The 20,407-nt window shown below is 33.1% G+C and carries 21 protein-coding genes, 4 tRNA genes and 1 pseudogene; 9 read left to right on the forward strand and 17 right to left on the reverse strand.

What is annotated here, in order from left to right; all coding sequences use genetic code 11:
* Window positions 1–23: 23 nt before the first annotated feature.
* Together DMB71_RS03635 and DMB71_RS03640 are read right to left on the reverse strand one after the other, a co-directional pair.
* Window positions 24–422: a hypothetical protein gene (locus tag DMB71_RS03635; RefSeq protein WP_111363795.1), complete on the reverse strand. Its 399-nt coding sequence runs from the start codon at window positions 420–422 to the stop codon at window positions 24–26.
* Window positions 423–432: 10 nt separating this feature from the next.
* Window positions 433–1,308 (reverse strand): protease complex subunit PrcB family protein, encoded by an 876-nt coding sequence (locus tag DMB71_RS03640; RefSeq protein ID WP_111363864.1) that lies wholly within the window; start codon window positions 1,306–1,308, stop codon window positions 433–435.
* Between the two features lie 186 nt (window positions 1,309–1,494).
* On the opposite strand from DMB71_RS03640, the gene rmuC reads away from it, so the two are divergent.
* The 4 genes from rmuC to DMB71_RS03660 all read left to right on the forward strand — a co-directional run bounded on the left by rmuC (window position 1,495) and on the right by DMB71_RS03660 (window position 4,730).
* Window positions 1,495–2,868 (forward strand): DNA recombination protein RmuC, encoded by a 1,374-nt coding sequence (gene rmuC / locus DMB71_RS03645; protein ID WP_111363796.1) that lies wholly within the window; start codon window positions 1,495–1,497, stop codon window positions 2,866–2,868.
* A gap of 69 nt (window positions 2,869–2,937) precedes the next feature.
* The gene (locus DMB71_RS03650) at window positions 2,938–3,486 is read left to right on the forward strand and encodes an acyl-CoA thioesterase (protein WP_111363798.1); all 549 of its coding nucleotides are present in this window, start codon (window positions 2,938–2,940) and stop codon (window positions 3,484–3,486) included.
* 41 nt (window positions 3,487–3,527) lie between these two features.
* Window positions 3,528–3,923, forward strand: a complete 396-nt coding sequence (locus DMB71_RS03655; RefSeq protein ID WP_111363800.1) for a VOC family protein — start codon at window positions 3,528–3,530, stop codon at window positions 3,921–3,923.
* A 240-nt stretch (window positions 3,924–4,163) separates the two neighbouring features.
* Entirely contained in the window at window positions 4,164–4,730 is a 567-nt protein-coding gene (locus tag DMB71_RS03660) for a YceI family protein (protein ID WP_111363801.1), read from the forward strand.
* Window positions 4,731–4,733: 3 nt separating this feature from the next.
* Here DMB71_RS03660 and DMB71_RS03665 read toward each other — a convergent pair whose 3' ends face one another.
* Window positions 4,734–5,645: a TIGR01777 family oxidoreductase gene (locus DMB71_RS03665; RefSeq protein WP_111363803.1), complete on the reverse strand. Its 912-nt coding sequence runs from the start codon at window positions 5,643–5,645 to the stop codon at window positions 4,734–4,736.
* Window positions 5,646–5,743: 98 nt separating this feature from the next.
* Between DMB71_RS03665 and DMB71_RS03670 the strand changes: the two genes are divergently transcribed.
* On the forward strand, window positions 5,744–6,403 hold the full coding sequence (locus DMB71_RS03670) for a TetR family transcriptional regulator C-terminal domain-containing protein (protein ID WP_111363805.1): 660 nt from the start codon (window positions 5,744–5,746) through the stop codon (window positions 6,401–6,403).
* Window positions 6,403–7,706: pseudogene (locus tag DMB71_RS03675) on the forward strand (ABC1 kinase family protein). Before DMB71_RS03670 ends, DMB71_RS03675 begins: the two are co-directional and overlap by 1 nt.
* Before the next feature lie 245 nt (window positions 7,707–7,951).
* On the opposite strand, the gene DMB71_RS03680 reads toward DMB71_RS03675, so the two are convergent.
* The 11 genes from DMB71_RS03680 to DMB71_RS03730 form a co-directional block, all read right to left on the reverse strand.
* Window positions 7,952–9,247, reverse strand: a complete 1,296-nt coding sequence (locus tag DMB71_RS03680; RefSeq protein WP_111363806.1) for a cryptochrome/photolyase family protein — start codon at window positions 9,245–9,247, stop codon at window positions 7,952–7,954.
* A 148-nt stretch (window positions 9,248–9,395) separates the two neighbouring features.
* Complete coding sequence (locus DMB71_RS03685; RefSeq protein ID WP_111363865.1) at window positions 9,396–9,863, reverse strand: SRPBCC family protein; 468 nt, start codon at window positions 9,861–9,863, stop codon at window positions 9,396–9,398.
* 34 nt (window positions 9,864–9,897) lie between these two features.
* A complete protein-coding gene (locus tag DMB71_RS03690) occupies window positions 9,898–10,338 on the reverse strand; it encodes a sterol desaturase family protein (RefSeq protein WP_111363808.1) in 441 nt (146 codons plus the stop codon).
* Between the two features lie 229 nt (window positions 10,339–10,567).
* Complete coding sequence (locus tag DMB71_RS03695) at window positions 10,568–11,407, reverse strand: phytoene/squalene synthase family protein (protein WP_111363810.1); 840 nt, start codon at window positions 11,405–11,407, stop codon at window positions 10,568–10,570.
* 3 nt (window positions 11,408–11,410) lie between these two features.
* Complete coding sequence (locus DMB71_RS03700) at window positions 11,411–12,877, reverse strand: phytoene desaturase family protein (RefSeq protein WP_111363811.1); 1,467 nt, start codon at window positions 12,875–12,877, stop codon at window positions 11,411–11,413.
* Between the two features lie 39 nt (window positions 12,878–12,916).
* Window positions 12,917–13,816: a MerR family transcriptional regulator gene (locus tag DMB71_RS03705; RefSeq protein ID WP_111363813.1), complete on the reverse strand. Its 900-nt coding sequence runs from the start codon at window positions 13,814–13,816 to the stop codon at window positions 12,917–12,919.
* A 212-nt stretch (window positions 13,817–14,028) separates the two neighbouring features.
* Window positions 14,029–14,529 carry a tetratricopeptide repeat protein gene (locus tag DMB71_RS03710; RefSeq protein ID WP_239452919.1) on the reverse strand — a complete coding sequence of 167 codons (501 nt, stop codon included), beginning with the start codon at window positions 14,527–14,529 and terminating at the stop codon, window positions 14,029–14,031.
* Between the two features lie 179 nt (window positions 14,530–14,708).
* Window positions 14,709–14,781: transfer RNA gene (locus tag DMB71_RS03715), tRNA-Lys, on the reverse strand.
* 136 nt (window positions 14,782–14,917) lie between these two features.
* Window positions 14,918–15,000, reverse strand: a tRNA-Leu gene (locus DMB71_RS03720).
* Window positions 15,001–15,044: 44 nt separating this feature from the next.
* A tRNA-Lys gene (locus tag DMB71_RS03725) sits at window positions 15,045–15,117 on the reverse strand.
* 40 nt (window positions 15,118–15,157) lie between these two features.
* A tRNA-Lys gene (locus DMB71_RS03730) sits at window positions 15,158–15,230 on the reverse strand.
* A 126-nt stretch (window positions 15,231–15,356) separates the two neighbouring features.
* Here DMB71_RS03730 and DMB71_RS03735 point away from each other — a divergent pair.
* Entirely contained in the window at window positions 15,357–15,875 is a 519-nt protein-coding gene (locus DMB71_RS03735; RefSeq protein ID WP_111363816.1) for a shikimate kinase, read from the forward strand.
* Here the strand turns inward: DMB71_RS03735 and DMB71_RS03740 are convergent.
* The gene (locus DMB71_RS03740) at window positions 15,867–16,367 is read right to left on the reverse strand and encodes a phosphoribosyltransferase domain-containing protein (protein ID WP_111363817.1); all 501 of its coding nucleotides are present in this window, start codon (window positions 16,365–16,367) and stop codon (window positions 15,867–15,869) included. The genes DMB71_RS03735 and DMB71_RS03740 overlap by 9 nt on opposite strands.
* Window positions 16,368–16,497: 130 nt before the next feature.
* Entirely contained in the window at window positions 16,498–16,899 is a 402-nt protein-coding gene (locus DMB71_RS03745; RefSeq protein ID WP_111363819.1) for an RNA-binding S4 domain-containing protein, read from the reverse strand.
* A 70-nt stretch (window positions 16,900–16,969) separates the two neighbouring features.
* Here DMB71_RS03745 and DMB71_RS03750 point away from each other — a divergent pair, with 70 nt between their 5' ends.
* Window positions 16,970–18,151 (forward strand): FKBP-type peptidyl-prolyl cis-trans isomerase, encoded by a 1,182-nt coding sequence (locus DMB71_RS03750; RefSeq protein ID WP_239452920.1) that lies wholly within the window; start codon window positions 16,970–16,972, stop codon window positions 18,149–18,151.
* 215 nt (window positions 18,152–18,366) lie between these two features.
* Window positions 18,367–19,320 carry a hypothetical protein gene (locus DMB71_RS03755; RefSeq protein ID WP_111363822.1) on the forward strand — a complete coding sequence of 318 codons (954 nt, stop codon included), beginning with the start codon at window positions 18,367–18,369 and terminating at the stop codon, window positions 19,318–19,320.
* 83 nt (window positions 19,321–19,403) lie between these two features.
* Here the strand turns inward: DMB71_RS03755 and DMB71_RS03760 are convergent, their stop codons facing one another.
* Window positions 19,404–20,357, reverse strand: a complete 954-nt coding sequence (locus tag DMB71_RS03760) for a transketolase family protein (RefSeq protein ID WP_111363824.1) — start codon at window positions 20,355–20,357, stop codon at window positions 19,404–19,406.
* Between the last annotated feature and the right edge of the window lie 50 nt (window positions 20,358–20,407).

Consider the following 20,407-nt stretch of genomic DNA (forward strand, 5'->3'; position numbering starts at 1 on the left):
ATAGTTTTAAATAGCTTACAAAACTATCTTTTAAAAATAGTTCGAGCACCATCTTGACAGTTGCTTACAATGGTTAGGTTTTGATTGTCAAGGTTTTCTATTACGTAAGTTTTGCCTTCAAACGTTATTAGATCGTGTTCCGACTGATCAGAATATCCTTTTCCTTTTTCTATCTGATAAGCACTGTTTCTAATTTCTATATTGTTTTTGTAAGTAATAACCCTTCCGTCTTGGGTGAAAATAATTTTCTTAGTAAATCCAATTGTTTTTGGAGTTGCTACATAAGGATTATTAGATCCTCCTATAGATTTTTCCCAAGTCCAAGTATTTACTATTGATCCAGCAGCTTCTTTAGAATCATTTACAGAAATCATTGATGTAAAAAGAAAACAGATAACAAAAGATAAAAAGAGTTTCTTCATGACCGAATTATTATTTTAAACTTGTAATTTTTTCTTGAATCGCTTTTTTGAAAAGTTTTACTTCTGTACTCTGATCTTCAGTGTCATTATTGTCGATATAAACTTTAGTTGTACTTGCGCCTTGACGAAGTTCAAAATAAATTCCGCCTTGATCTGCAGCATCTGGAGAACCGTAAGTTTTAGTTTTTCCTTTTAAAGCCAAGATTTCAGCAGGAACACTTTTTAAGAATGAAGTATATTCGCCTCTTTTAATTGTCGGAGTATATCGATATTGTCCAAAATCATATTGATTAGCACCAACATTTAAGAATTTTAAAGTGTTATAATCGTTAATCTGATAGAATTTTTGGCAGTCAGAACTTAAACATTTATTATTGAAACTTCCAATAATCATATTGTCTGCACTTTCTGTTGTTTTATTAAAAATCATTCCTTTTGCCGTTTTCGGAATCAAAACAAAATCATAAGGATAAGTAGGAGCTTGTGTTACATTTTCGCCTTCAGCAGGAGCTTTTTCGTAGTAATTCACAACGATTTCACAATTATTTTCTACAATCGAAGTAATTTTGATGGCATACCCGCTTGTAGGTTTTGCGCCTGCAAAAATTCCAACAAGATATTCTTTGGTAAAATCAATATTTGGGTCACTTGCAACCGGACAACTGTTATCATGTTTTGTAAAAAACTCATCCATTTTTTCTTGAGATACAATAACAGCCGCAGCAGGATTATTAGGCATTGATTTTACACTATAATTACATGCAAAAGGAAAACCAGTAAAATTTACAGCTGTATTAGCTCCGCAATCTACATAGTTATTTCCGTCATTAAGAGAACAAGCACTGAATCCAAAGGCTACAAATAAGCCAAGCATTAATTTTTTCATAATCATTTTAATAGGTTTATATCTTGTAGATAGCACTTTTAAAAAAAGGTTGCGTTGAGGTTAAACTTTTTTCAAAAAAAATAAAATGTTGGTTTAGTTGGATTTGAAAATCAATTCGTGAAATTTCTATTTTAAAAATCAAGTACTAAGCATTATTGAGTATTTTTACGTAAAATAAACTTAGTTATGTCTGATTATATACCGTTTTTATTAGGTTTTGTTGTGGCGCTTTTTGCGGGAATCTACTTAGGCAGAATGCTTTCTGTATCAAAATTTCAGTCGGAAAAAGCTATTTCTGAGGAGAGATTAAATGCCTTAAATAATCAATTGCAAATGCTGAAAGAACAATTTGAAAACGAAAAAAATAATTTTCAGAAACAATTGCAATTTAATATTTCTGAAAAAGAAAATATTCGAACAGAAAAAGACAGTCTGGCAATTCAGCTTTCTAAAAAAGAAGTAGATTTTGAAAATTTATGGGAACGCCATAAAGAGCAAAAAAGCGAAATCAACGAGCTTCAGGAAAAATTTACCAAAGAATTTGAAAACCTAGCCAATAAAATCCTAGAAGAAAAATCGGCAAAATTTACTGAACAAAATACTGTAAACATGAAAAATATCTTGACGCCTTTACAAGATAAAATTCAGGTTTTTGAGCAGAAAGTAGAGCAGACACATAAAGAAAGCATTGATTATCATGCAGCGCTTCGTCAGCAGATAATTGGTTTGAGCGAAATGAACGCACAAATGAGCAAGGAAACCTTAAATCTTACCAAAGCATTAAAAGGCGATAGTAAAATGCAAGGGAATTGGGGCGAATTGGTTCTGGAACGTGTTCTAGAAAAATCAGGATTAGAAAAAGGAAGAGAATACGAAGTACAGCAAAGCTTTACAAATAGTGAAGGAAACCGCGTTTTGCCCGATGTTGTAATTAATCTTCCTGACGGTAAAAAAATGATTGTTGATTCTAAAGTTTCTTTGTCGGCGTATGAAAAATGGGTAAACGAAGAATCGGAACTTTTAAAAATAGAATTCCTTAAAGAACATGTCATTTCTATAAAAAGACACGTCGAGCAGTTGGGTAGCAAAAACTATCACGATTTGTATCAAATGGAAAGCCCAGACTTTGTTCTGCTTTTTATTCCGATGGAACCAGCTTTTGCTGTTGCTTTAAATGAAGATCCAACATTATACACCAAAGCTTTTGACCGAAACATTGTCATTGTAACACCAAGCACGCTTTTGGCCACTTTAAGAACTATTGACAGTATGTGGACCAATCAGAAACAACAAGAAAATGCTTTAGAGATTGCAAGACAAGCAGGAGCTTTGTATGATAAATTTGAAGGTTTTGTAAATGATTTAGTTCGAATAGGAAACAAAATAAAAGATACCAAAACCGAATACGAAAGCGCCATGAATAAATTGGTTGACGGAAAAGGAAATCTGATTTCGAGCGTAGAAAGATTGAAGAAAATGGGAGCAAAAGCAAAGAAATCGCTTCCAGATAACATTATTGCAAGAGCTATTAATTCAGATGAAAATGAGTTGTTGAATTAAGAAAGAGAGGCAAGAAGAAAGACAAACGTAATATATAATACAACTAATCAAAATACCAAAAACAAAAACATGAGTACAGATTTTAAACCCGTTTCTTCATCAAAAGTTAGCATATCAGAATTAATGCTGCCATCGCATACTAACTTTAGCGGGAAAATTCATGGAGGATATATTTTACTATTATTAGATCAGATAGCATTTGCATCGGCATCAAAATTTAGTGGAAATTATTGTGTTACAGCTTCTGTAGATACAGTAAACTTTCTTAAGCCAATTGAAGTTGGAGAATTGGTGACCATGAAAGCCTCCGTAAATTATGTCGGAAGAAGTTCTATGATTGTCGGTATTCGTGTAGAAGCCGAAAATATTCAGACAGGAGTAATCAAACATTGCAATTCCTCTTATTTTACAATGGTTGCCAAAGATAAAGATGGAAAAAGTGTGCAGGTTCCAGGATTAATTTTATCGAACTTAGAAGAAGTGCGCCGTTTTAGAAAAGCAATAAAACATATCGAAGTTAGAAAAGAAGTAGAAGAACACGAAAAACTGACCAATATAAACTCTATTGAAGATTTGGCGAGTTTAGAAAAATATAATGTCCTTTTAGAAATCAGCTAAATTTCTTATATTTATTTGGCACACATTAAATATTAGAAATTATGGTCAAGTTTGGATATACTATTTTATATGTTGAAAATGTCGAAGAATCTATTGCGTTTTATGAAAACGCTTTTGGGTTTTCGAGAAAATTTGTCACGCCAGAAGGTGATTATGGCGAATTGATTACAGGAGAAACAACACTCTCGTTTGCTTCGAAGAAATTAGCTTCTAAAAGTTTACCAGATGGTTTTATCGAAAGCAGTCTGGAAGATAAACCATTTGCTATGGAAATTGGTTTTATTACAGAGAATGTTCCTGAAGTTTTGCAAAAAGCAACTTCATTTGGTGCTATTATCGTTTCAGAACCTGTAGAAAAACCTTGGGGACAAATCGTGGCTTATGCAAGAGACTTAAATGGATTTTTGATTGAAATTTGTACAGAGGTTAAAATGTAATTTTGAGAGCATTTCACATCTCACAATTCACATTTAACGAAGAAAAAATTCACAAATTTTTAGCATTACTCTCAGAACTTTGAATGGGGAAATTTCGTAACTTTAAGTGTAATTATTGGGTTACGGAATTTTTTCATTGAGTATTGCCGTTCGATTTTTCAGATTAATTAAAGTCTGATTTCTAATTTACATTAGTCCGAAAATAAATTGAATGACATAATTGTTTAAATGTAGACGATTATGAAAACAACTACCTTACTATTTTTATTTTTTACTGTCTTTTCTGTCATTGCCCAAGATAAGTTTTTTACTAATACAGGAACAGTAAATTTTGAAGCCTCTGTTCCTCTTTTTGAAGAAGTGAAAGCAGTAAATAGACAAGTTGCCATACTGTTAGAGCCAAAAACAAGTACTTTTATCTGTACAGTTATTGTTAAAGATTTTCGCTTTAAATTGAATTTGATGCAAGAGCATTTCAATGAAAATTACATGCAAAGCAATCGTTATCCTAAAGCTGTATTTAAAGGGAAAATTCAAAAATTTGATTTAAAAGATATTACTGAAGTAGAAAAGCAATATGAGATTAAAGGAAAACTTAATTTGCGAGGCAAATCAAAAGAAATTGTGGTGAATGCCTTGATTAAAAGAGTTCCAGAAGGAATTAGGATAGTTTCAGATTTTCCGATTGAGGTATCTGATTTCAATATTCATATTCCAACTCCTATAGCTTCTAAAATTGCAAAAACAGCCAATACAGAACTGACGGGTATTATTCGCAGTGATGAGACAATGTTGACTTTGAAATAAGAGCTACTTTATACAATTGATAAGTGTCTTTTCTAAATCTGTAAATTGGAATTCGAATCCTGCTTTCTGAATTTTCTCTGACGAAACACGCTGTCCGGTTAAGACGGCTACGCTCATTTGTCCAAGCATAATCTTTAATACAAAAGGCGGAACTTTGGGCAGCCATATGGTATAATCATACAGTTTAGCCAAAGTTTTAGAAAAACCGGCATTTGTTGTATTGTCCGTTATACAAGCATTGTAAGCACCTTCTAGTTTGGTGTCTTCAATGCTTTTTAAATAAATCTGACACAAATCTTCAATATGAATCCATGGGAGATATTGTTTGCCAGAACCTAAAACAGCTCCAAAACCAGATCTAAATGTGGGAATCATCTTCTTCAGAAAACCTTCGTTTTTGCCTAAAACAATACCAGTTCTAATTTTAACTGTTCGAATATTTAAAGAAGCAATTTTATCAGCAGCACTTTCCCATTTCTGGCAAGTTATGCCCAGAAAATCATCGGCTGGAGGAGTATTTTCAGTGCAAATTTTATGGCTCGTAATAGCGCCGTAAATCCCGATTCCTGAAGCAGAAACAAATGCCTCTAGTTTTTTATTGTTTTTCTCTAAAATCGAATAGATCATTTCGACAGGCCTAACGCGACTTTCGATGATGGCTCTTTTACGTCTTTTAGTCCATCTTTTTTCGACGATGCCTTCGCCAGCAAGATGAATGATGTAATCGGCATTTAGAATCGCATTTTTGTCAATATAGTTTTTCTTAATATCCCATTTGTAATAAGTAACTCTTGGAGTATCTTCTCTATCAGAACGGCTCAAAACAGACACAGAAAAGCCTGCTTCGATGAGAACATCTGTTAAATGTTTTCCAATGAAACCACTTCCGCCTGTTAATAGAACATTTTGAGCCATAATAGTTTATAATATATTTAACAGTCTAACTTGTTTAAGGATTAGTAAAGGTACTTAAACAATCCTTATCTTTAGGGCGAATTCTAAATTATAATGAAATGGCGACTAAAAAAAAGACAATCACAAAGGATGATATAGTCTCAAAATACATGAATGAAGTTTTAGAAAAAGGTCAAAAACCAAAATCAGTTTATCATTTTGCAAAGGAAAATGATTTTACAGAAGCTGAGTTTTATGCTTTTTTTGGAACATTAGAAGGTTTAGAAAAAGAAATATTCCGACTGTTTTTTGAAAATACAGTCAATCTTCTTCATAAGAACGAAGAATATCAAGGATATGATATGAAAAACAAAATGCTGAGTTTTTATTTTACTTTTTTCGAAATACTTACTGCCAATAGAAGCTATGTCTTGCAATCGCTTAAGATTGACAGAAATCCGCTTAAAAATTTAGTACAGCTAACCACACTTCGAAATAGTTTTAAAGAATATGTTTCTGAAATCCTGACAGACGATTACAGACTAGAACAGGAAAAGTTTCAAAAGTTTCAGGAAAAAGCCATTCAGGAATCTTCTTGGTTGCAATTAATGTTGACGATTAAATTCTGGATGGAAGATGAATCTCCTGCTTTTGAGAAAACCGATATTTTCATTGAAAAATCAGTTAATGCATCGTTTGAATTAATGAATGTAGCACCAATGAATCATCTGATAGATTTCGGAAAATTTTTGTTCAAAGAAAAAGTATACAGCAGATAATGAAAACAATCGATTATATTCCGACCTCAAAAATAGAAAGAGCAGGAAAATTGGTTCAGACAGGTGCTAAAATTGGTGTAAACTATGTAAAGCATTATGCTGAAAAAATAGTAAATCCCGATCTGACGCGTGATAAACTAAACGAGAATAATGCCGAAGATATTTATGACGGACTAAAAAGCTTGAAAGGAAGCGCACTAAAAGTAGCGCAGATGTTAAGCATGGATAAGAACTTTTTGCCACAGGCTTATGTAGAAAAGTTTTCTTTATCTCAGTTTTCTGTTCCGCCGCTATCTGCTCCATTGGTTTAAAAACTTTTAAAAATAATTTTGGAAAAACACCTTATGAGATTTTTGACGAATTCAATCCAAATTCGGTAAACGCGGCAAGTATTGGCCAAGTGCATTTGGCAAAGAAAAATGACAAAAAACTAGCAGTTAAAATTCAATATCCGGGCGTAGCCAATAGTATTTCGTCAGATTTGGCTTTGGTAAAACCAATTGCAATTAGAATGTTTAACCTTCAAGGAAAAGATTCTGATAAATATTTTAAAGAAGTTGAAGACAAACTAATTGAAGAAACAAACTATTTACTGGAATTAAAACAAAGTCAAGAAGTTGTAGAGGCGTGCAGTAAAATAGAAAATATCAGTTTCCCGAATTACTATCCAGAGTTTTCGTCAGAGAAAATCATTACAATGGATTGGATGACGGGAATTCATCTTTCTGAATTTACAGCTGTAAATAAAGATCAAGAAGTGGGCGACAAATTAGGTCAAGCACTTTGGGATTTTTACATGTATCAAGTGCATGTTTTGCGAAAAGTGCATGCAGATCCGCATCCGGGAAATTTTTTGGTAGATGATAAAAACCAATTAATTGCTTTGGATTTCGGTTGTATGAAACAGATTCCAGATGATTTCTACATTCCGTATTTTGAATTAATCAATAAAAACATACTCTCAGATCCAAATCTTTTTAATCAAAAATTATTCGAATTAGAAGTTCTAAGAGCAGATGATTCAGCTTCAGAAATAGAATATTTTACTAATATGTTTTTTGATTTGCTGTCTCTGTTTACGAAACCCTTTCAGAATGATTCCTTTGATTTTTCAGACGAGAAATTTTTTAATGACATAGCAGTATTAGGAAAACGTTTTTCAACCGACACTAATCTTAGAAAGATGAACGGAAACCGTGGGTCTAAGCACTTTATTTATATGAACCGTACTTTCTTTGGCTTATATAATTTAATGTTTGATTTGAAAGCGAAGATTGTGGTAGATAATTATTTGAAATACTAAGGTTTAGTTTCTTTTGTTTCAGGTTTAAAGTTTCAAGTTGATGAACTTTATATATAGAACTTTGTCAAAGTTTTAAACTTTGACAAAGTTTTTTTGTTTAGTTTGTCATCTCGACGAAGGAGAGATCACACTAGAAACTCCGCACAGAATTTTGTCAATCTTTGTCGATTTACGAGTGTGATCCTTTGTTCCTCAGGATGACAAGATTGGGGATAATTGGAATTTGGAATTTAAAAATTTGGAATTTATTTAACTATTCCCTTTTTGTAAGTCGCAATCGCGCGATCTCTAGCAAAAGCATGATCAACCATTGGTTCGTTGTATCCAAGATCAAACTCAGGAATCCATTTGCGGATGTATTCTCCTTTTGGATCAAATTTCTTTTGTTGAATTTCGGGATTAAAAACTCTAAAATAAGGCGCAGCATCACAACCTGTTCCTGCCGCCCATTGCCAGTTTCCTACGTTTGAAGCCAATTCAAAATCTAAAAGTTTTTCTGCAAAATAAGCTTCGCCCCATTGCCAATTGATAAGCAAGTGTTTGCAGAGAAAACTTGCGACAACCATGCGCACACGATTATGCATATAGCCAGTTTCGTTTAACTGACGCATTCCAGCATCAACCATCGGGTATCCGGTTGTTCCAGAACACCATCGTTTGAAATCTTCTTCGTTATTTCGCCATTGAATTCCGTCATAATTAGATTTGAAATTATGATTGACGCAATTCGGAAAACTAAACAGAATCTGAATAAAGAATTCTCGCCATATTAATTCACTTAAAAAGGTCTGATTTTTTCGGTTTGCCCAATTTACTAATTTACGAATACTCACAGTTCCGAAACGCAAATGCGGAGAAAGATAAGAGGTGCTGTCTAAAGCTGGAAAATCTCGTGTTTCTTTATAATTAGCAATTTGAGATAAATTATGCGGTTGAACTTTTATAGAACTTCTTTCGAAACCTATTTCAACTAAATCTGGAAACTTGAATTTGTTTTTAGCAAAATTAGATTGATATGAAGTAGAATCATATTCTGTAGCTGATCCTAAAAAATGATATTTTTCCAGCCATTTATTTTTATAAGGCGTGTAAACCGTATATGGAAGTCCGTCCGCTTTTGTGATTTCTTTTTCTTCAAAAATGACATGGTCTTTATAAAAGAAAGTTTCAGTGTTATTTTCTTTTAATAATGCCGTTATAGCTGTGTCACGTTTGATAGCAAAAGGTTCATAATCTTTATTGAAGAAAACGTTTTGAATATCAAATTCCTCAATTAACGATTTCCAAACTTCTGTAGTTTTTCCTTTTTTTATTAAAATAGAAGAATCAAGTTTATTTAATTCTGAGTTTATTTTTTCAAGTGAATCATAAATAAAAGTTACTCTGGCATCATTTTTTGGAAGATGTTCTAAAATATCATCATCGAAAATAAAAAGAGGTACAACAGGAAAATCAGTTTGCAAAGCATGAAATAATCCTGTATTGTCTTCTAAACGCAAATCACGTCTAAACCAGAATAAAGTAACTTTTTGTTTTGTCATTGGTTTGTCTTAATAAAGTAATTTTAAAGGTTTTTATTTCGCATCAAATAGCTCGCAAAGGCGCTAAGTCGCAAAGCAATTCTTTCTCAGGCCTTTGCAAATAAAAGATTGCGACTTAGCGTCTTTGTGAGATTAAAAAATCTGCGACTTATTTTTTAGAATTAAACAATTCTTCGATTTTATTAAATCTGTAATCGAAAATGCTTTTCAATTTATTTTTTACGACCAATCGGTTCATAATTCTGCCTAGAATTCCGAATGGGAGAGCGTAATGAACAATGTCTGTCATTTTTGTTCCGCCATCAGGTGTTGGTTCAAAGAAATGTTTGTGATGCCAAAGTTTATAAGGTCCGAATTGCTGAATGTCTACAAAATACTCATTTTCTTGGCAAGCCGTAATTTCGGTTACCCAAGACATTTTGATTCCAAAAAGTGGTTTTAAAGTGTAGGTAATTATTTGTCCGTGATACATGCGCTTGCCATCATAATCTTGAATTTGAAAATTCATGTTATCAAGTGTAATGGTCTGCAAGTTTTTTGGACTTGAGAAAAAATCCCAGCAATCTTCTACACTTGCATTGATATGCTGTACTGTTACTATCTTGTATAATTTCATAATCAAATCGTTCTTTAAAAATGCCCAAATAATGTTACATTTTATAATATTTGAATGGTACAAACAACATTCCGAAACATTCTCCTTTTTCTTTTTGTAAATGTTTGTGGTGTATTTTATGAGCCTTTCTAAGTCCGATGAGGTATTTGTTTTTGGTGTTTTTAAACCATTTAAATCGCTGATGGATTAAAACATCATGAATTAAAAAATAACAAGCGCCATAAAGCGTAATGCCGCATGCAATAAAAAACAAATAATTGAATCCGCCTTCGACACCAAAATAGAATAAGATAATGCTCGGTGTGGCAAAAATGACAAAGAAAATATCATTACGCTCAAATGTATTTTCGTATTTCGGCTGATGATGATCGGCGTGAAAATACCACATAAAACCATGCATGACATATTTGTGAGTTAACCACGTAACACATTCCATGAACAGAAAAACGCCTAAAAAGATTAAAAAAGAAATCATTTTGTATATGTTGATGTTTTAAAATTATCGTTTTATTGTTTTTGAGTTTAGCTTTAAATTATAAAAGGTTGACTCAAAAGGATTTTGTTGTTTTTTAAGTCTGCGATTCTCTCAATCTTGTCATTTCGACCGAAGGGAGAAATCACACTAGTTGATCGACAAAGATTAATTCTTCGCATTGCGGAGTTCCGAGTGTGATTCCTCGTCCCTCGGAATGACTAACTATGGGTTAAACCATTTTCAATTTATAAGTCACAAAAGACTGCGCCAAAAGGCCCGCTTTTGTATAATTGGAAACTCGAATTCTGGAATTTCCAATTTCGTAATAAGGTGTGTTTTTTAATTTTTGAAGCAGTTTTTTATAGTAAACATAAGCAGTGTAAACTCCAAATTTGGCTTCGATTGGCAGTTTTACAATTCCTTGATAAGCAATTCTGAAATCTTCTTCAATTTCTTTGATAATCTGATTTTTTGCATCTTCGTTAAAGTTGTTCAGATTTATGCCTGGGAAATAAGAACGGTTTAAAATTGTGTTGTCATCTTTTAAATCTCTCAGAAAATTTACTTTCTGAAATGCCGAACCCAAACGCATAGCTTCATATTTCAGCTGTTCGTATTTGTGCTCTTTTCCAGCGACAAAAACTTTCAAACACATTAAACCTACAACATCGGCAGAACCGTAAATGTAATCGATGTATTCGGTTTGTGTCTGATAGTTTGATTTTATAAGGTCCATTTTCATACTTTGTAGAAAAGCCTGAACGAGATCGTCGGTAATATTGTATTCTTTTACCGTTTGCTGAAAAGAATTCAAAATCGGATTTAAGCTGATGCCTAATTCCATTGCTTTATAATATTCTTTTTCAAAATCTTCAATCAGATATTCTTTTTCATAGCCATGAAAAGAATCTACAATTTCATCGGCAAAACGCACAAATCCATAAATGCTGTAAATAGCATCACGAATACTTGGCGAAAGCATTTTTACAGCAAGGGAAAATGAGGTACTGTAATTTTTGGTAACCAATTTGCTGCATTTGAAAGAAACGGCGTCGAATAGTGATTTCATTTTTTAAGATCTAAAAGATTTTTGAATTAATTCAGCTGCTAGTTTTCCTGAAATTAAAGCAGGCGGAACACCTGGACCAGGAACGGTTAATTGTCCTGTAAAAAATAGATTCCTGACTTTTTTACTTTTTAATTTTGGTCTTAAAAAAGCCGTTTGCAATAAAGTATTGGCCATTCCGTAAGCATTTCCTTTGTACGCATTATAGTCTGCTACAAAGTCGTTTTTGCAGAATGATCTCTTAAAGATAATGTTATTTTTAATTTCTTGTTGGGTAAGTTCCTCAAATCGAGAAATGATTTTTTCGAAATATTTTTCTCTTAGTTCCTCTGTATCTTCAATTCCGGGAGCAAGAGGAATTAAGAAAAAACCAGATTCCATTCCTTCTGGCGCTGCGGTTTTATCTGTTTTGGATGGAAAATTGGCGTAGAATAACGGTGCTTCTGGCCACTTTGGCTGATCGTAAATAGCGGCTGCATGCTGGTTGAAATCAACATCAAAGAACAAAGCATGATGCGATATGTTTTCTATTTTTTTATTAAAACCAATAAAAAATAGGAGAGAAGAAGGTGCAAAAACTCTATTCTCCCAATATTTTTCTGAATACATTCTGTGTTCTTTTTCTAGTAAAGTTTCAGAATGCTGATAATCTGCTCCGCTTAAAACAATATCTGCTTTTATGGTTTGTCCGTTAATCACAATTCCTGTTGCTATCTTATTTTCAACAAGAATCTTTTCTATTGGCGAATTGGTTTTAATTGTTACACCAAGTTCCAACGCTAGTTTTTCGATTCCTCGAATGACATCAAACATTCCCGTTTTAGGATGCCAAGTTCCGAGGCCGAAATCGGCATAATTCATAAAATTGTAAAACGATGGAGTTTTGGCAGGTTTTGCTCCGAGAAATAAAACGGGAAATTCTAGAATCTGAATTAATCTTTCATTTTTGAAATTTTTTCGAATATCACTGCTGACATTCTTGAAAAACTGATCAAGCTTTAATGCAGTTTCTTTTGTGATCAATTCAAGAGGAGAAATTCCTGGACGATACACCAAATCTTTAATAGCAATGTCATAATTGCTTTTTGCTTGGTCAATAAAGTTTTGCAGTTTTTGACCGCTTCCTTTTTCTATTGTCTCAAAAGTGTATTTTATTTCTTCTAAATTATCATAAATGCTGATAAAATCATTGATTCCGAAATAAACCCTATAGGCTGGATTTAATTTTATCAGTTCGTAATAATCAGAAGGTTTTTTGTTGAAATCCTGAAAAAAACGTTCAAAGACATCTGGCATCCAATACCAGCTTGGTCCCATATCAAAAGTGAAACCATCTGCTTTAAACTGTCTTGCACGTCCGCCAATTGTGCTGTTTTTTTCGTAAACAGTAACCTCGTTTCCTTGTTGGGCAAGGTAACATGCGGCCGCTAAAGAAGAGAAGCCTGAGCCTATTATTTGAATCGTTTTTCTCATTTGTTTAACAAATATAAGAAAAACTTAAACAAAAATAAATTAAAGCATGTTAATAGTTTCTTCCATCGAATCAAAAATGCGGATTCTGTCGGTCAGGATCTTTTGGTCAATATGTTCTACCATTTTGCCCATAAGCCAGATTTCGTTGTTTTCCTGAAGCAATTTCTGCCCCATCGATTTAACATACTGATTAATTACGCTTCGATCTGGCTGAACAGTCATGAAAGAAACAAACGTAATGTTTTCAAAATGTTTAGTTAAATCCTGTAGGTTTTCAATCGGCATGCTTTCTCCCAAATAAATGGTTTTGTAACCCTTATCAAGGATTTCATATTGCAGATATAATAATCCGATCTGATGAATTTCGTTTAACGGAAGTGACAAAACAAAAATTCGATCGGTTTTTATTGGTTTTCTAATTTGAAGGCTTTCTGTGTAAATCAATATTTTCTGCTTAATCAAATGACTCATGAAATGTTCATTGGCAGGAGTGATTGTTTCAGATTGCCATAATAACCCCAACTCTTTTAAAAGAGGTAAAAAATGTTCTTTAAAAACTTCTTTAAATGTTTTTTCGGTAATAAGCCAATCGAATGTATTGAAGAATAATTCTTGGTCAAAGTTCATCATCGCCATTTTAAAAGAAGTAATGGCGTAGTTTTGAGAGTTTTTCTTCGAAATTATTTCGCGTACCAATTGAGGAATCTTTTCTTCAGGGTAGGTTGCAATTTTAGAAATCTTATAGCCGTATTCGTGCAGTAATGTAATGTTTAAAAGTTTCTGCAAATTGTGAAGATTATAAAATCTGATATTAGTATCAGTTCGCATAGGTTCAAGGATGTTGTATCTCTTTTCCCAGATGCGTATAGTATGCGCTTTTATTCCAGATAAGTTCTCAAGATCTTTAATGCTGAAAACAGTTTTTATATTGTTTATCATTTTTCGCGATTAAGTCAACAAATGTAAAATAAAATCTTAGATTCGGCCTTAAAACTACATTAAAAAGATAGAGGATTAGAGGTTTAGGTATTTAAAATATATTTTTTACCTAAAATCAGGTATATAATTTTTAAGAAATATATTACTTTGGTAAAAAAGAAAGGTCTGCATGTTTTTTAATATGCAGACCTTTTTTAATTTTTAGGTTGTTGTTATTTGCAAAAGGTAGCTTTGTTTTTTATAGCGCTCTGGCTTCCAAGTTCAATTGCTTTGCTGAAATCTTTGCAAGAGTTTTTCTTATCGCCAATTTTGTTGTAAGCCAAACCTCTTAAGTTGTAAGCAACATAATCTTTTGGATTTAAGCCTAAAGAAGCTGTACAGTCATCAATGGTTCCTTGGTAGTTTTGTAATTTGTAGTTAACATTGGCTCTGCCTGTAAAAGCATCTGCATTCATACTGTCCAACTCGATTGTTTTGCTAAAGTCTGCTTGAGCGCCTTTTAAATCATTTAGTTTGAATTTTGCGACACCTCGATTTTGATACGCTTCGACAAATTTAGAATTCATACTGATGGCTTTCGTGTAATCGGCAATTGCACCTTTGGTGTTGCCAGCTTCAGCTTTTTTCATGGCTTTGTCAAAATAGCCAGTTGCAGATTGTGCCCAGATAGAGCAAGACATCATGATAAGTGATGCTAAAAGTAGGTTTTTCATAAAACTAATTTGGGATTAGTGATTTAATTATTTCCCAACGAATTTAAGAAAGTTTTTATTTTGTAAGAGTTTTTCTTTTCCAATATTATTTAGTAAATAAGGAAAATTTTGGGAGAGAATAAAAAGTTTGGTATTCCCTGAAAATAAAAAAGGTCAAGTAATATTTACTTGACCTTTTGTGACCCGACTGGGGCTCGAACCCAGGACCCCATCATTAAAAGTGATGTGCTCTACCGACTGAGCTATCGAGTCTTCATTTCTTCAATGAGGGTGCAAATATAAGGACTTATTTTAGCTTTTTAGCGGTTTTTTGAAATGAATTTTAAATAAATTTCAATAAAAATTATAAAGCCTTATTTTACAATGAAATAGATTTTATGTTTTTTAGTGACCATGGAGGGATTTGAACCCTCACGCCCTTGCGAGCACCACCCCCTCAAGATGGCGAGTCTACCGTTTCTCCACATGGCCTTAAAAGAAAAAAGGTCGAGTAAAATAAATTACCCGACCTTTTGTGACCCGACTGGGGCTCGAACCCAGGACCCCATCATTAAAAGTGATGTGCTCTACCGACTGAGCTATCGAGTCATTGCTTTCAAGAAATTTAATTTGTTAATCACAAAATTTGTGACCCGACTGGGGCTCGAACCCAGGACCCCATCATTAAAAGTGATGTGCTCTACCGACTGAGCTATCGAGTCATTTAATTTCTTGAATGCGGGTGCAAATATAAGGAGTTTTTTTTGAAGTTTCCAAGCTATTTTATCATAAATTTGTCTTTTTTTTGGAAAAATCTCCAATTGCTTAGTTTATAAGGTTTTATTAATATGAAAAAAATTGTACTGTTAGGTTACATGGGTTGCGGAAAGTCAACAATTGCCCAAAATTTGTCAAAAATTACAAATATTCCGTTCTTAGATTTGGATAAATGTATCGAAGAAAGAGCAAATTTATCCATAAATGAGATTTTTGAAAAGCACGGAGAAGTGTATTTTCGAAAATTAGAACACCAAATGTTTGTCGAATTACTAGAATCTTCTGAAAATAATATTATCGGATTAGGAGGAGGAACTCCATGTTATGCTAATAATCATGAATTATTAAAAGGTGAAGATGTGGTGTCTATATATTTAAAGGCATCAATTGATACATTATATAATAGATTGGTGCATAACAAAAGCAAACGTCCTTTGATTGCAAATATGAATGAGGAAGAAATGAAAGAGTTTATTGCGAAACATTTATTCGACAGAAGTTTTTACTACAATCAAGCAAAACATAAAGTTTCGGTAGATGATAAATCTGTCGAAGAAACGGTTCAGGATATTTTAGAAATACTAGCTTAAAGAAGCATAATCGCCATTTTCTGAATTGAAAACTACTTGAACATGCTCTAATAAAGAAGTTGAAAGTGAAATTCCTTTGAAATCGGCTTTTACTGGATATTTTTTATGGTTTCGGTCAACAAGTACTGCTGTTTTGAATTTTTTAAGCGGAACGTCTAAAAAATGACGAACAGCATATATTAATGTAGTGCCTGAGTTTAAGACGTCATCAACAAGTACCAATCCTTTGTTTTTGTATTCTTCAGTACTCAATGAAGTTTGTATCGCTTCTTGCGGATTTTGTTTGTTTATTTTGACTTCGCAGATGGAAACCTTTAAGGTAGAAATGCTGCTAAGTGCCGAAGCAATTTTTTCGGCAAAAACAAATCCGTTAGAAGCAATTCCGGCAATAACAACTTCGTCTTCGTCTACAAAAGTCTCGTAAATTTGGTAAGCGATACGTTTTATTTTATGTTCGATTTCTTGATTGGTCAAGATTATATTGTTGCTCATGGTGTATTTTTTTTGCTAAGATAAATAATTTAAAACTCCAATTTTAAAAATTCCAAATTCCAAACTTTGCGAAGCAAGAATGAAATTGTGAAATTCAAATTTATCGTATTTGGAATTTGAGTTTTGAAATTTAATTTTCATCATGATCTTCGTCTTCGTCATCATAAAAATCGTCTCCATAATCGTCAATGTCTCTTCGGTCCTTTTTGGTCGGACGTCCTGCACCGGTTCTTCTAGAGTGTTCTTTAGATAGTTTTAGCATTTCTAAGTGAGCAAAAGCTTCAGGTGGAGTTTCGTTTTTTTGATAAATATCTACCAACTTTGCTCCAACGCGATTTTGCGGAATGTCTAAAACTGTTATAATTTGTGTAATTTGATCTTTTCTAAACGTAATTCGGTCTGTAGGAAAAACTTCTTTTGAAGGTTTTGCAATCTGCCCATTTACAGTGATCTGATTCTTTTTGCAAGCTTCAGTAACCATGTTTCTGGTCTTGTAATAACGAACGCACCACAAGTATTTATCTATTCTCATAATTTTTCTAAAATCCAAGTTAAATTCTTTACAAAAATAAATCAATATTGTATCTTGCGCACCTAAAAAAATGATAATAATGAATAAATTTAAATATTATTTTGTTTTGTTACTTGCTGGTCTTGCCATCGTTTCTTGTAATAAAAAGGATGATGATGAGGCGGTAGTGGTTCCTTTAAGGGATTATGCTGTGCAGTATAAAGCAGATAATGATTCAATTGAAAAATTTTTAAAGACTAATTATATTGTTGTAGATAAGACGACTTTTGATGTTAAAATAGAAAAAATTCCTGCAGGAGGAACTCAAATTTCTATTTGGGATCAGCAAGAGTATCCTTTGAGAATTAGACCTGTTTCTAGTCGTGGTGTCGATTATAAAGTTTATTATTTAAGTTTTAGAGAAGGTGTTGGTGAGAGGCCATGTAATTTTGATGAGGTTACAGTTTCATACACGGGAACATTTTTAGATAATAAGCAGTTTGATAGTTCATATGGAGTTGAGCGTAATTTTAACTTAGATATTTATGTTTCTGCACCTATTATAGATGGTTGGCCTGAGATTATGCCTCAATTTAGAGTAGGAACTCGTAATCCCACTGGTGCTGATGGAAGTTTTACATATGATGGCTATGGTGCTGGAGTAATGTTTTTGCCTTCAGGATTGGCATATTATGGAAATCCTCCAGCGGGTATTCCTCAATATGCTCCTTTAGTATTTAGCTTTAAATTGTTAGCTTTAAAGCGATCTGATATTGAGTACAATGCCTCTACGCAAACAAAAGCTGGCGATGGTGTTCCAAGTTATTTGGAAGATCTTAATGGTGATGGGTATCTTTATGATCCGAGAGATACTGCAAGATATCCTACTTTGTCAGATGATAAAATAGAAGATACTGATAAAGATGGAATTCCCGACTTTTTAGATTTTGATGATGATGGAGATGGTTATACAACTAGATTTGAACTTACAAAGCCTAGTGATCAGATAGGTTGGGGGACATTAGATGGGTCACCTTTCTATTTTGGAATAAGAAACTATTATCCTTGGGATCCAATGACGGATGATGCTACTACGCCAAATGTTGATGAAACTGAACCAAGAGGAATTCCTAGTAGACCAAGCGGAGGATTAACTGATCCTACAAAACCTGAATCAATTACAAATCCTGCTAAATTTGTTCCAGAAGATTATACTAAACCTGGAAGATTAAGAATACATTTGGATAAAACGTATCCTTATCAAAAGAAATAAGAATTAAAAGCTAATATGAAAATCCCCGAAATTTATATTTCGGGGATTTTTTTATCTAAAATTCCAAACGATATGCTTTGGAAATGGGTAGTGAAGTGTTGATTATTAATTATTTGTTGTTTTGTGAGATTTATTCTTGTGTTTTACGGAATCACGTAAGTATTTTATTTCTTATAATTATATATTTGAAAGAATAATATTAAAATTTTACAAAAATGAAAAAATTAATTGCATTGTTTTTAGTGCTTACTGCTTTATCATGTAGTAGTGAAGATCAGGTAAATCAAGAAGTTTCCTCTGTAGAGAATTCAGCTTCCGTTTTAGATGGTAAAATGTTGTCATTTAAAAATGAAGAGTCTTTTGTTAAAGAGTATTCTGATTTAGCACTTTTAAGTAACGATGAACTTAAAAAATGGATTTCTTCTAAGAAATTAGAATCGTTATTAAATACATCTGATAATTCTGAAGGTATAGAAGAAGATGTTGTACCAGCTACAAGATTGGTTTATTCAGATGCTTTAAAAGCAATTTTGAATTCTGATTTGAAAGTTAAAGTAGATGGTAAGGTGATTTGGCTTAATGAGCGTACTTTTTATCTGCTTTCAGAAGATGATGCTAATAAGTCATCTAATGAGCTTGTTGCTCAGAAAGATAAATTGAAAGTTTATGGAAGTTTGTTGAGTTTGTCAAATCCAATAGCGAATTCGACTGCAAAAAATTTAATTCCTAACGAAAATGGGATTAGAACTTTTGCATCTGAAGAAATGAATTATAGTGGAAGCAGGTTAAGGCATGTTGTCGATTTATTTAATGAAACAGTTTACCTTAATGATCGACTTCAATCTAGTAAAATGTTTATTCGCTCTATTTTACAATATAGATCATGTTCTACATGGAGATGTACTTGGAAAGAAGCCGGTAATGCGCGAAATTTAACTAGTGATTTTTCTGCATCACCTGCTAGCATTGCTTGGTCAACTCCTCATATATATACTTATACGGCGATAAGTGGAACTCAAACAATTCTACTGTCAAGTTGGTCTCAACCGCCTGCTCCTACTAGTCCTAATCTTTGGTATCCGAATTTTGCTATTTCAGGACCATTGGTTTGTACTCTTGTTGCTGTAGCTCCAGCGCCTTCAGTATCTATTAATTTGTCTTGGTATTAAGATTATATTCGCATAAGAACAAAACAAAAAGCCTCGAAATGTAAATTTCGAGGCTTTTTTTATAAAGTGAGAAAAATTAAAAATTACTTTCTTTTGATTACTCTTTCTACAGCTTCGACAATCGCTTGATTGTTTAGTTTGTATTTTTCCATTAATTGCTCTGGAGTTCCAGATTCACCAAAACTATCTTTTACTGCTACAAATTCTTGTGGAGTTGGATTGTTTAAAGCTAATACTCCAGAAACACTTTCTCCAAGACCTCCAAGGTAGTTGTGCTCTTCTGCAGTAACTACACATCTTGTTTTAGCAACCGATTTAAGGATAGCTTCTTCGTCAAGAGGTTTAATAGTATGGATGTTGATTACTTCGGCAGAAATTCCTTTTTCTTCTAATTTTTCAGCAGCAATAAGAGCTTCCCAAACTAAGTGCCCTGTTGCAATAATAGTTACATCAGTTCCTTCATTTAATAGAATTGCTTTTCCAATTACGAATGGTTCATCAGCAGGAGTGAAGTTTGCTACAACTGGACGTCCGAAACGTAAATAAGCTGGTCCATGGTGATCAGCTAGTGCAATAGTTGCCGCTTTAGTCTGGTTGTAATCGCAAGTATTGATTACAGTCATTCCTGGCAACATTTTCATTAATCCAATATCTTCTAGGATTTGGTGAGTTGCTCCGTCCTCTCCTAAAGTTAAACCAGCGTGAGAAGCGCAGATTTTTACATTTTTATCTGAGTAAGCAACAGATTGGCGAATTTGGTCGTAAACTCTACCAGTAGAGAAGTTAGCAAAAGTTCCTGTAAAAGGAATTTTTCCTCCAATTGTTAAACCTGCAGCGATTCCGATCATGTTAGCTTCAGCGATTCCGATTTGGAAAAAACGCTCTGGGTGATTTTTCTTGAATTCATCAAATTTTAGTGATCCAATTAAGTCAGCACATAATGCCACAACATTTTCGTTTTTTTGACCTAATTCAGTCATTCCCGCTCCAAAACCAGAACGAGTATCTTTACTTCCTGTATTTTCGTATTTTTTCATTTTTGTTTTTTTGCTGTACGCAATAGGCTATATGCAATAGGCTTAGTGCT

This window comes from Flavobacterium tistrianum (assembly GCF_003254545.1).
Classification (GTDB): domain Bacteria; phylum Bacteroidota; class Bacteroidia; order Flavobacteriales; family Flavobacteriaceae; genus Flavobacterium; species Flavobacterium tistrianum.

Excerpts from the sequence above, each read along its gene's own strand:
- DMB71_RS03635 (WP_111363795.1), bottom strand. The coding sequence starts at position 422 with ATGAAGAAACTCTTTTTATCTTTTGTTATCTGTTTTCTTTTTACATCA.
- DMB71_RS03640 (WP_111363864.1), bottom strand. The coding sequence starts at position 1,308 with ATGAAAAAATTAATGCTTGGCTTATTTGTAGCCTTTGGATTCAGTGCT.
- rmuC (WP_111363796.1), top strand. The coding sequence starts at position 1,495 with ATGTCTGATTATATACCGTTTTTATTAGGTTTTGTTGTGGCGCTTTTT.
- DMB71_RS03650 (WP_111363798.1), top strand. The coding sequence starts at position 2,938 with ATGAGTACAGATTTTAAACCCGTTTCTTCATCAAAAGTTAGCATATCA.
- DMB71_RS03655 (WP_111363800.1), top strand. The coding sequence starts at position 3,528 with ATGGTCAAGTTTGGATATACTATTTTATATGTTGAAAATGTCGAAGAA.
- DMB71_RS03660 (WP_111363801.1), top strand. The coding sequence starts at position 4,164 with ATGAAAACAACTACCTTACTATTTTTATTTTTTACTGTCTTTTCTGTC.
- DMB71_RS03665 (WP_111363803.1), bottom strand. The coding sequence starts at position 5,645 with ATGGCTCAAAATGTTCTATTAACAGGCGGAAGTGGTTTCATTGGAAAA.
- DMB71_RS03670 (WP_111363805.1), top strand. The coding sequence starts at position 5,744 with ATGGCGACTAAAAAAAAGACAATCACAAAGGATGATATAGTCTCAAAA.
- DMB71_RS03680 (WP_111363806.1), bottom strand. The coding sequence starts at position 9,247 with ATGACAAAACAAAAAGTTACTTTATTCTGGTTTAGACGTGATTTGCGT.
- DMB71_RS03685 (WP_111363865.1), bottom strand. The coding sequence starts at position 9,863 with ATGAAATTATACAAGATAGTAACAGTACAGCATATCAATGCAAGTGTA.
- DMB71_RS03690 (WP_111363808.1), bottom strand. The coding sequence starts at position 10,338 with ATGATTTCTTTTTTAATCTTTTTAGGCGTTTTTCTGTTCATGGAATGT.
- DMB71_RS03695 (WP_111363810.1), bottom strand. The coding sequence starts at position 11,407 with ATGAAATCACTATTCGACGCCGTTTCTTTCAAATGCAGCAAATTGGTT.
- DMB71_RS03700 (WP_111363811.1), bottom strand. The coding sequence starts at position 12,877 with ATGAGAAAAACGATTCAAATAATAGGCTCAGGCTTCTCTTCTTTAGCG.
- DMB71_RS03705 (WP_111363813.1), bottom strand. The coding sequence starts at position 13,816 with ATGATAAACAATATAAAAACTGTTTTCAGCATTAAAGATCTTGAGAAC.
- DMB71_RS03710 (WP_239452919.1), bottom strand. The coding sequence starts at position 14,529 with ATGAAAAACCTACTTTTAGCATCACTTATCATGATGTCTTGCTCTATC.
- DMB71_RS03735 (WP_111363816.1), top strand. The coding sequence starts at position 15,357 with ATGAAAAAAATTGTACTGTTAGGTTACATGGGTTGCGGAAAGTCAACA.
- DMB71_RS03740 (WP_111363817.1), bottom strand. The coding sequence starts at position 16,367 with ATGAGCAACAATATAATCTTGACCAATCAAGAAATCGAACATAAAATA.
- DMB71_RS03745 (WP_111363819.1), bottom strand. The coding sequence starts at position 16,899 with ATGAGAATAGATAAATACTTGTGGTGCGTTCGTTATTACAAGACCAGA.
- DMB71_RS03750 (WP_239452920.1), top strand. The coding sequence starts at position 16,970 with ATGATAATAATGAATAAATTTAAATATTATTTTGTTTTGTTACTTGCT.
- DMB71_RS03755 (WP_111363822.1), top strand. The coding sequence starts at position 18,367 with ATGAAAAAATTAATTGCATTGTTTTTAGTGCTTACTGCTTTATCATGT.
- DMB71_RS03760 (WP_111363824.1), bottom strand. The coding sequence starts at position 20,357 with ATGAAAAAATACGAAAATACAGGAAGTAAAGATACTCGTTCTGGTTTT.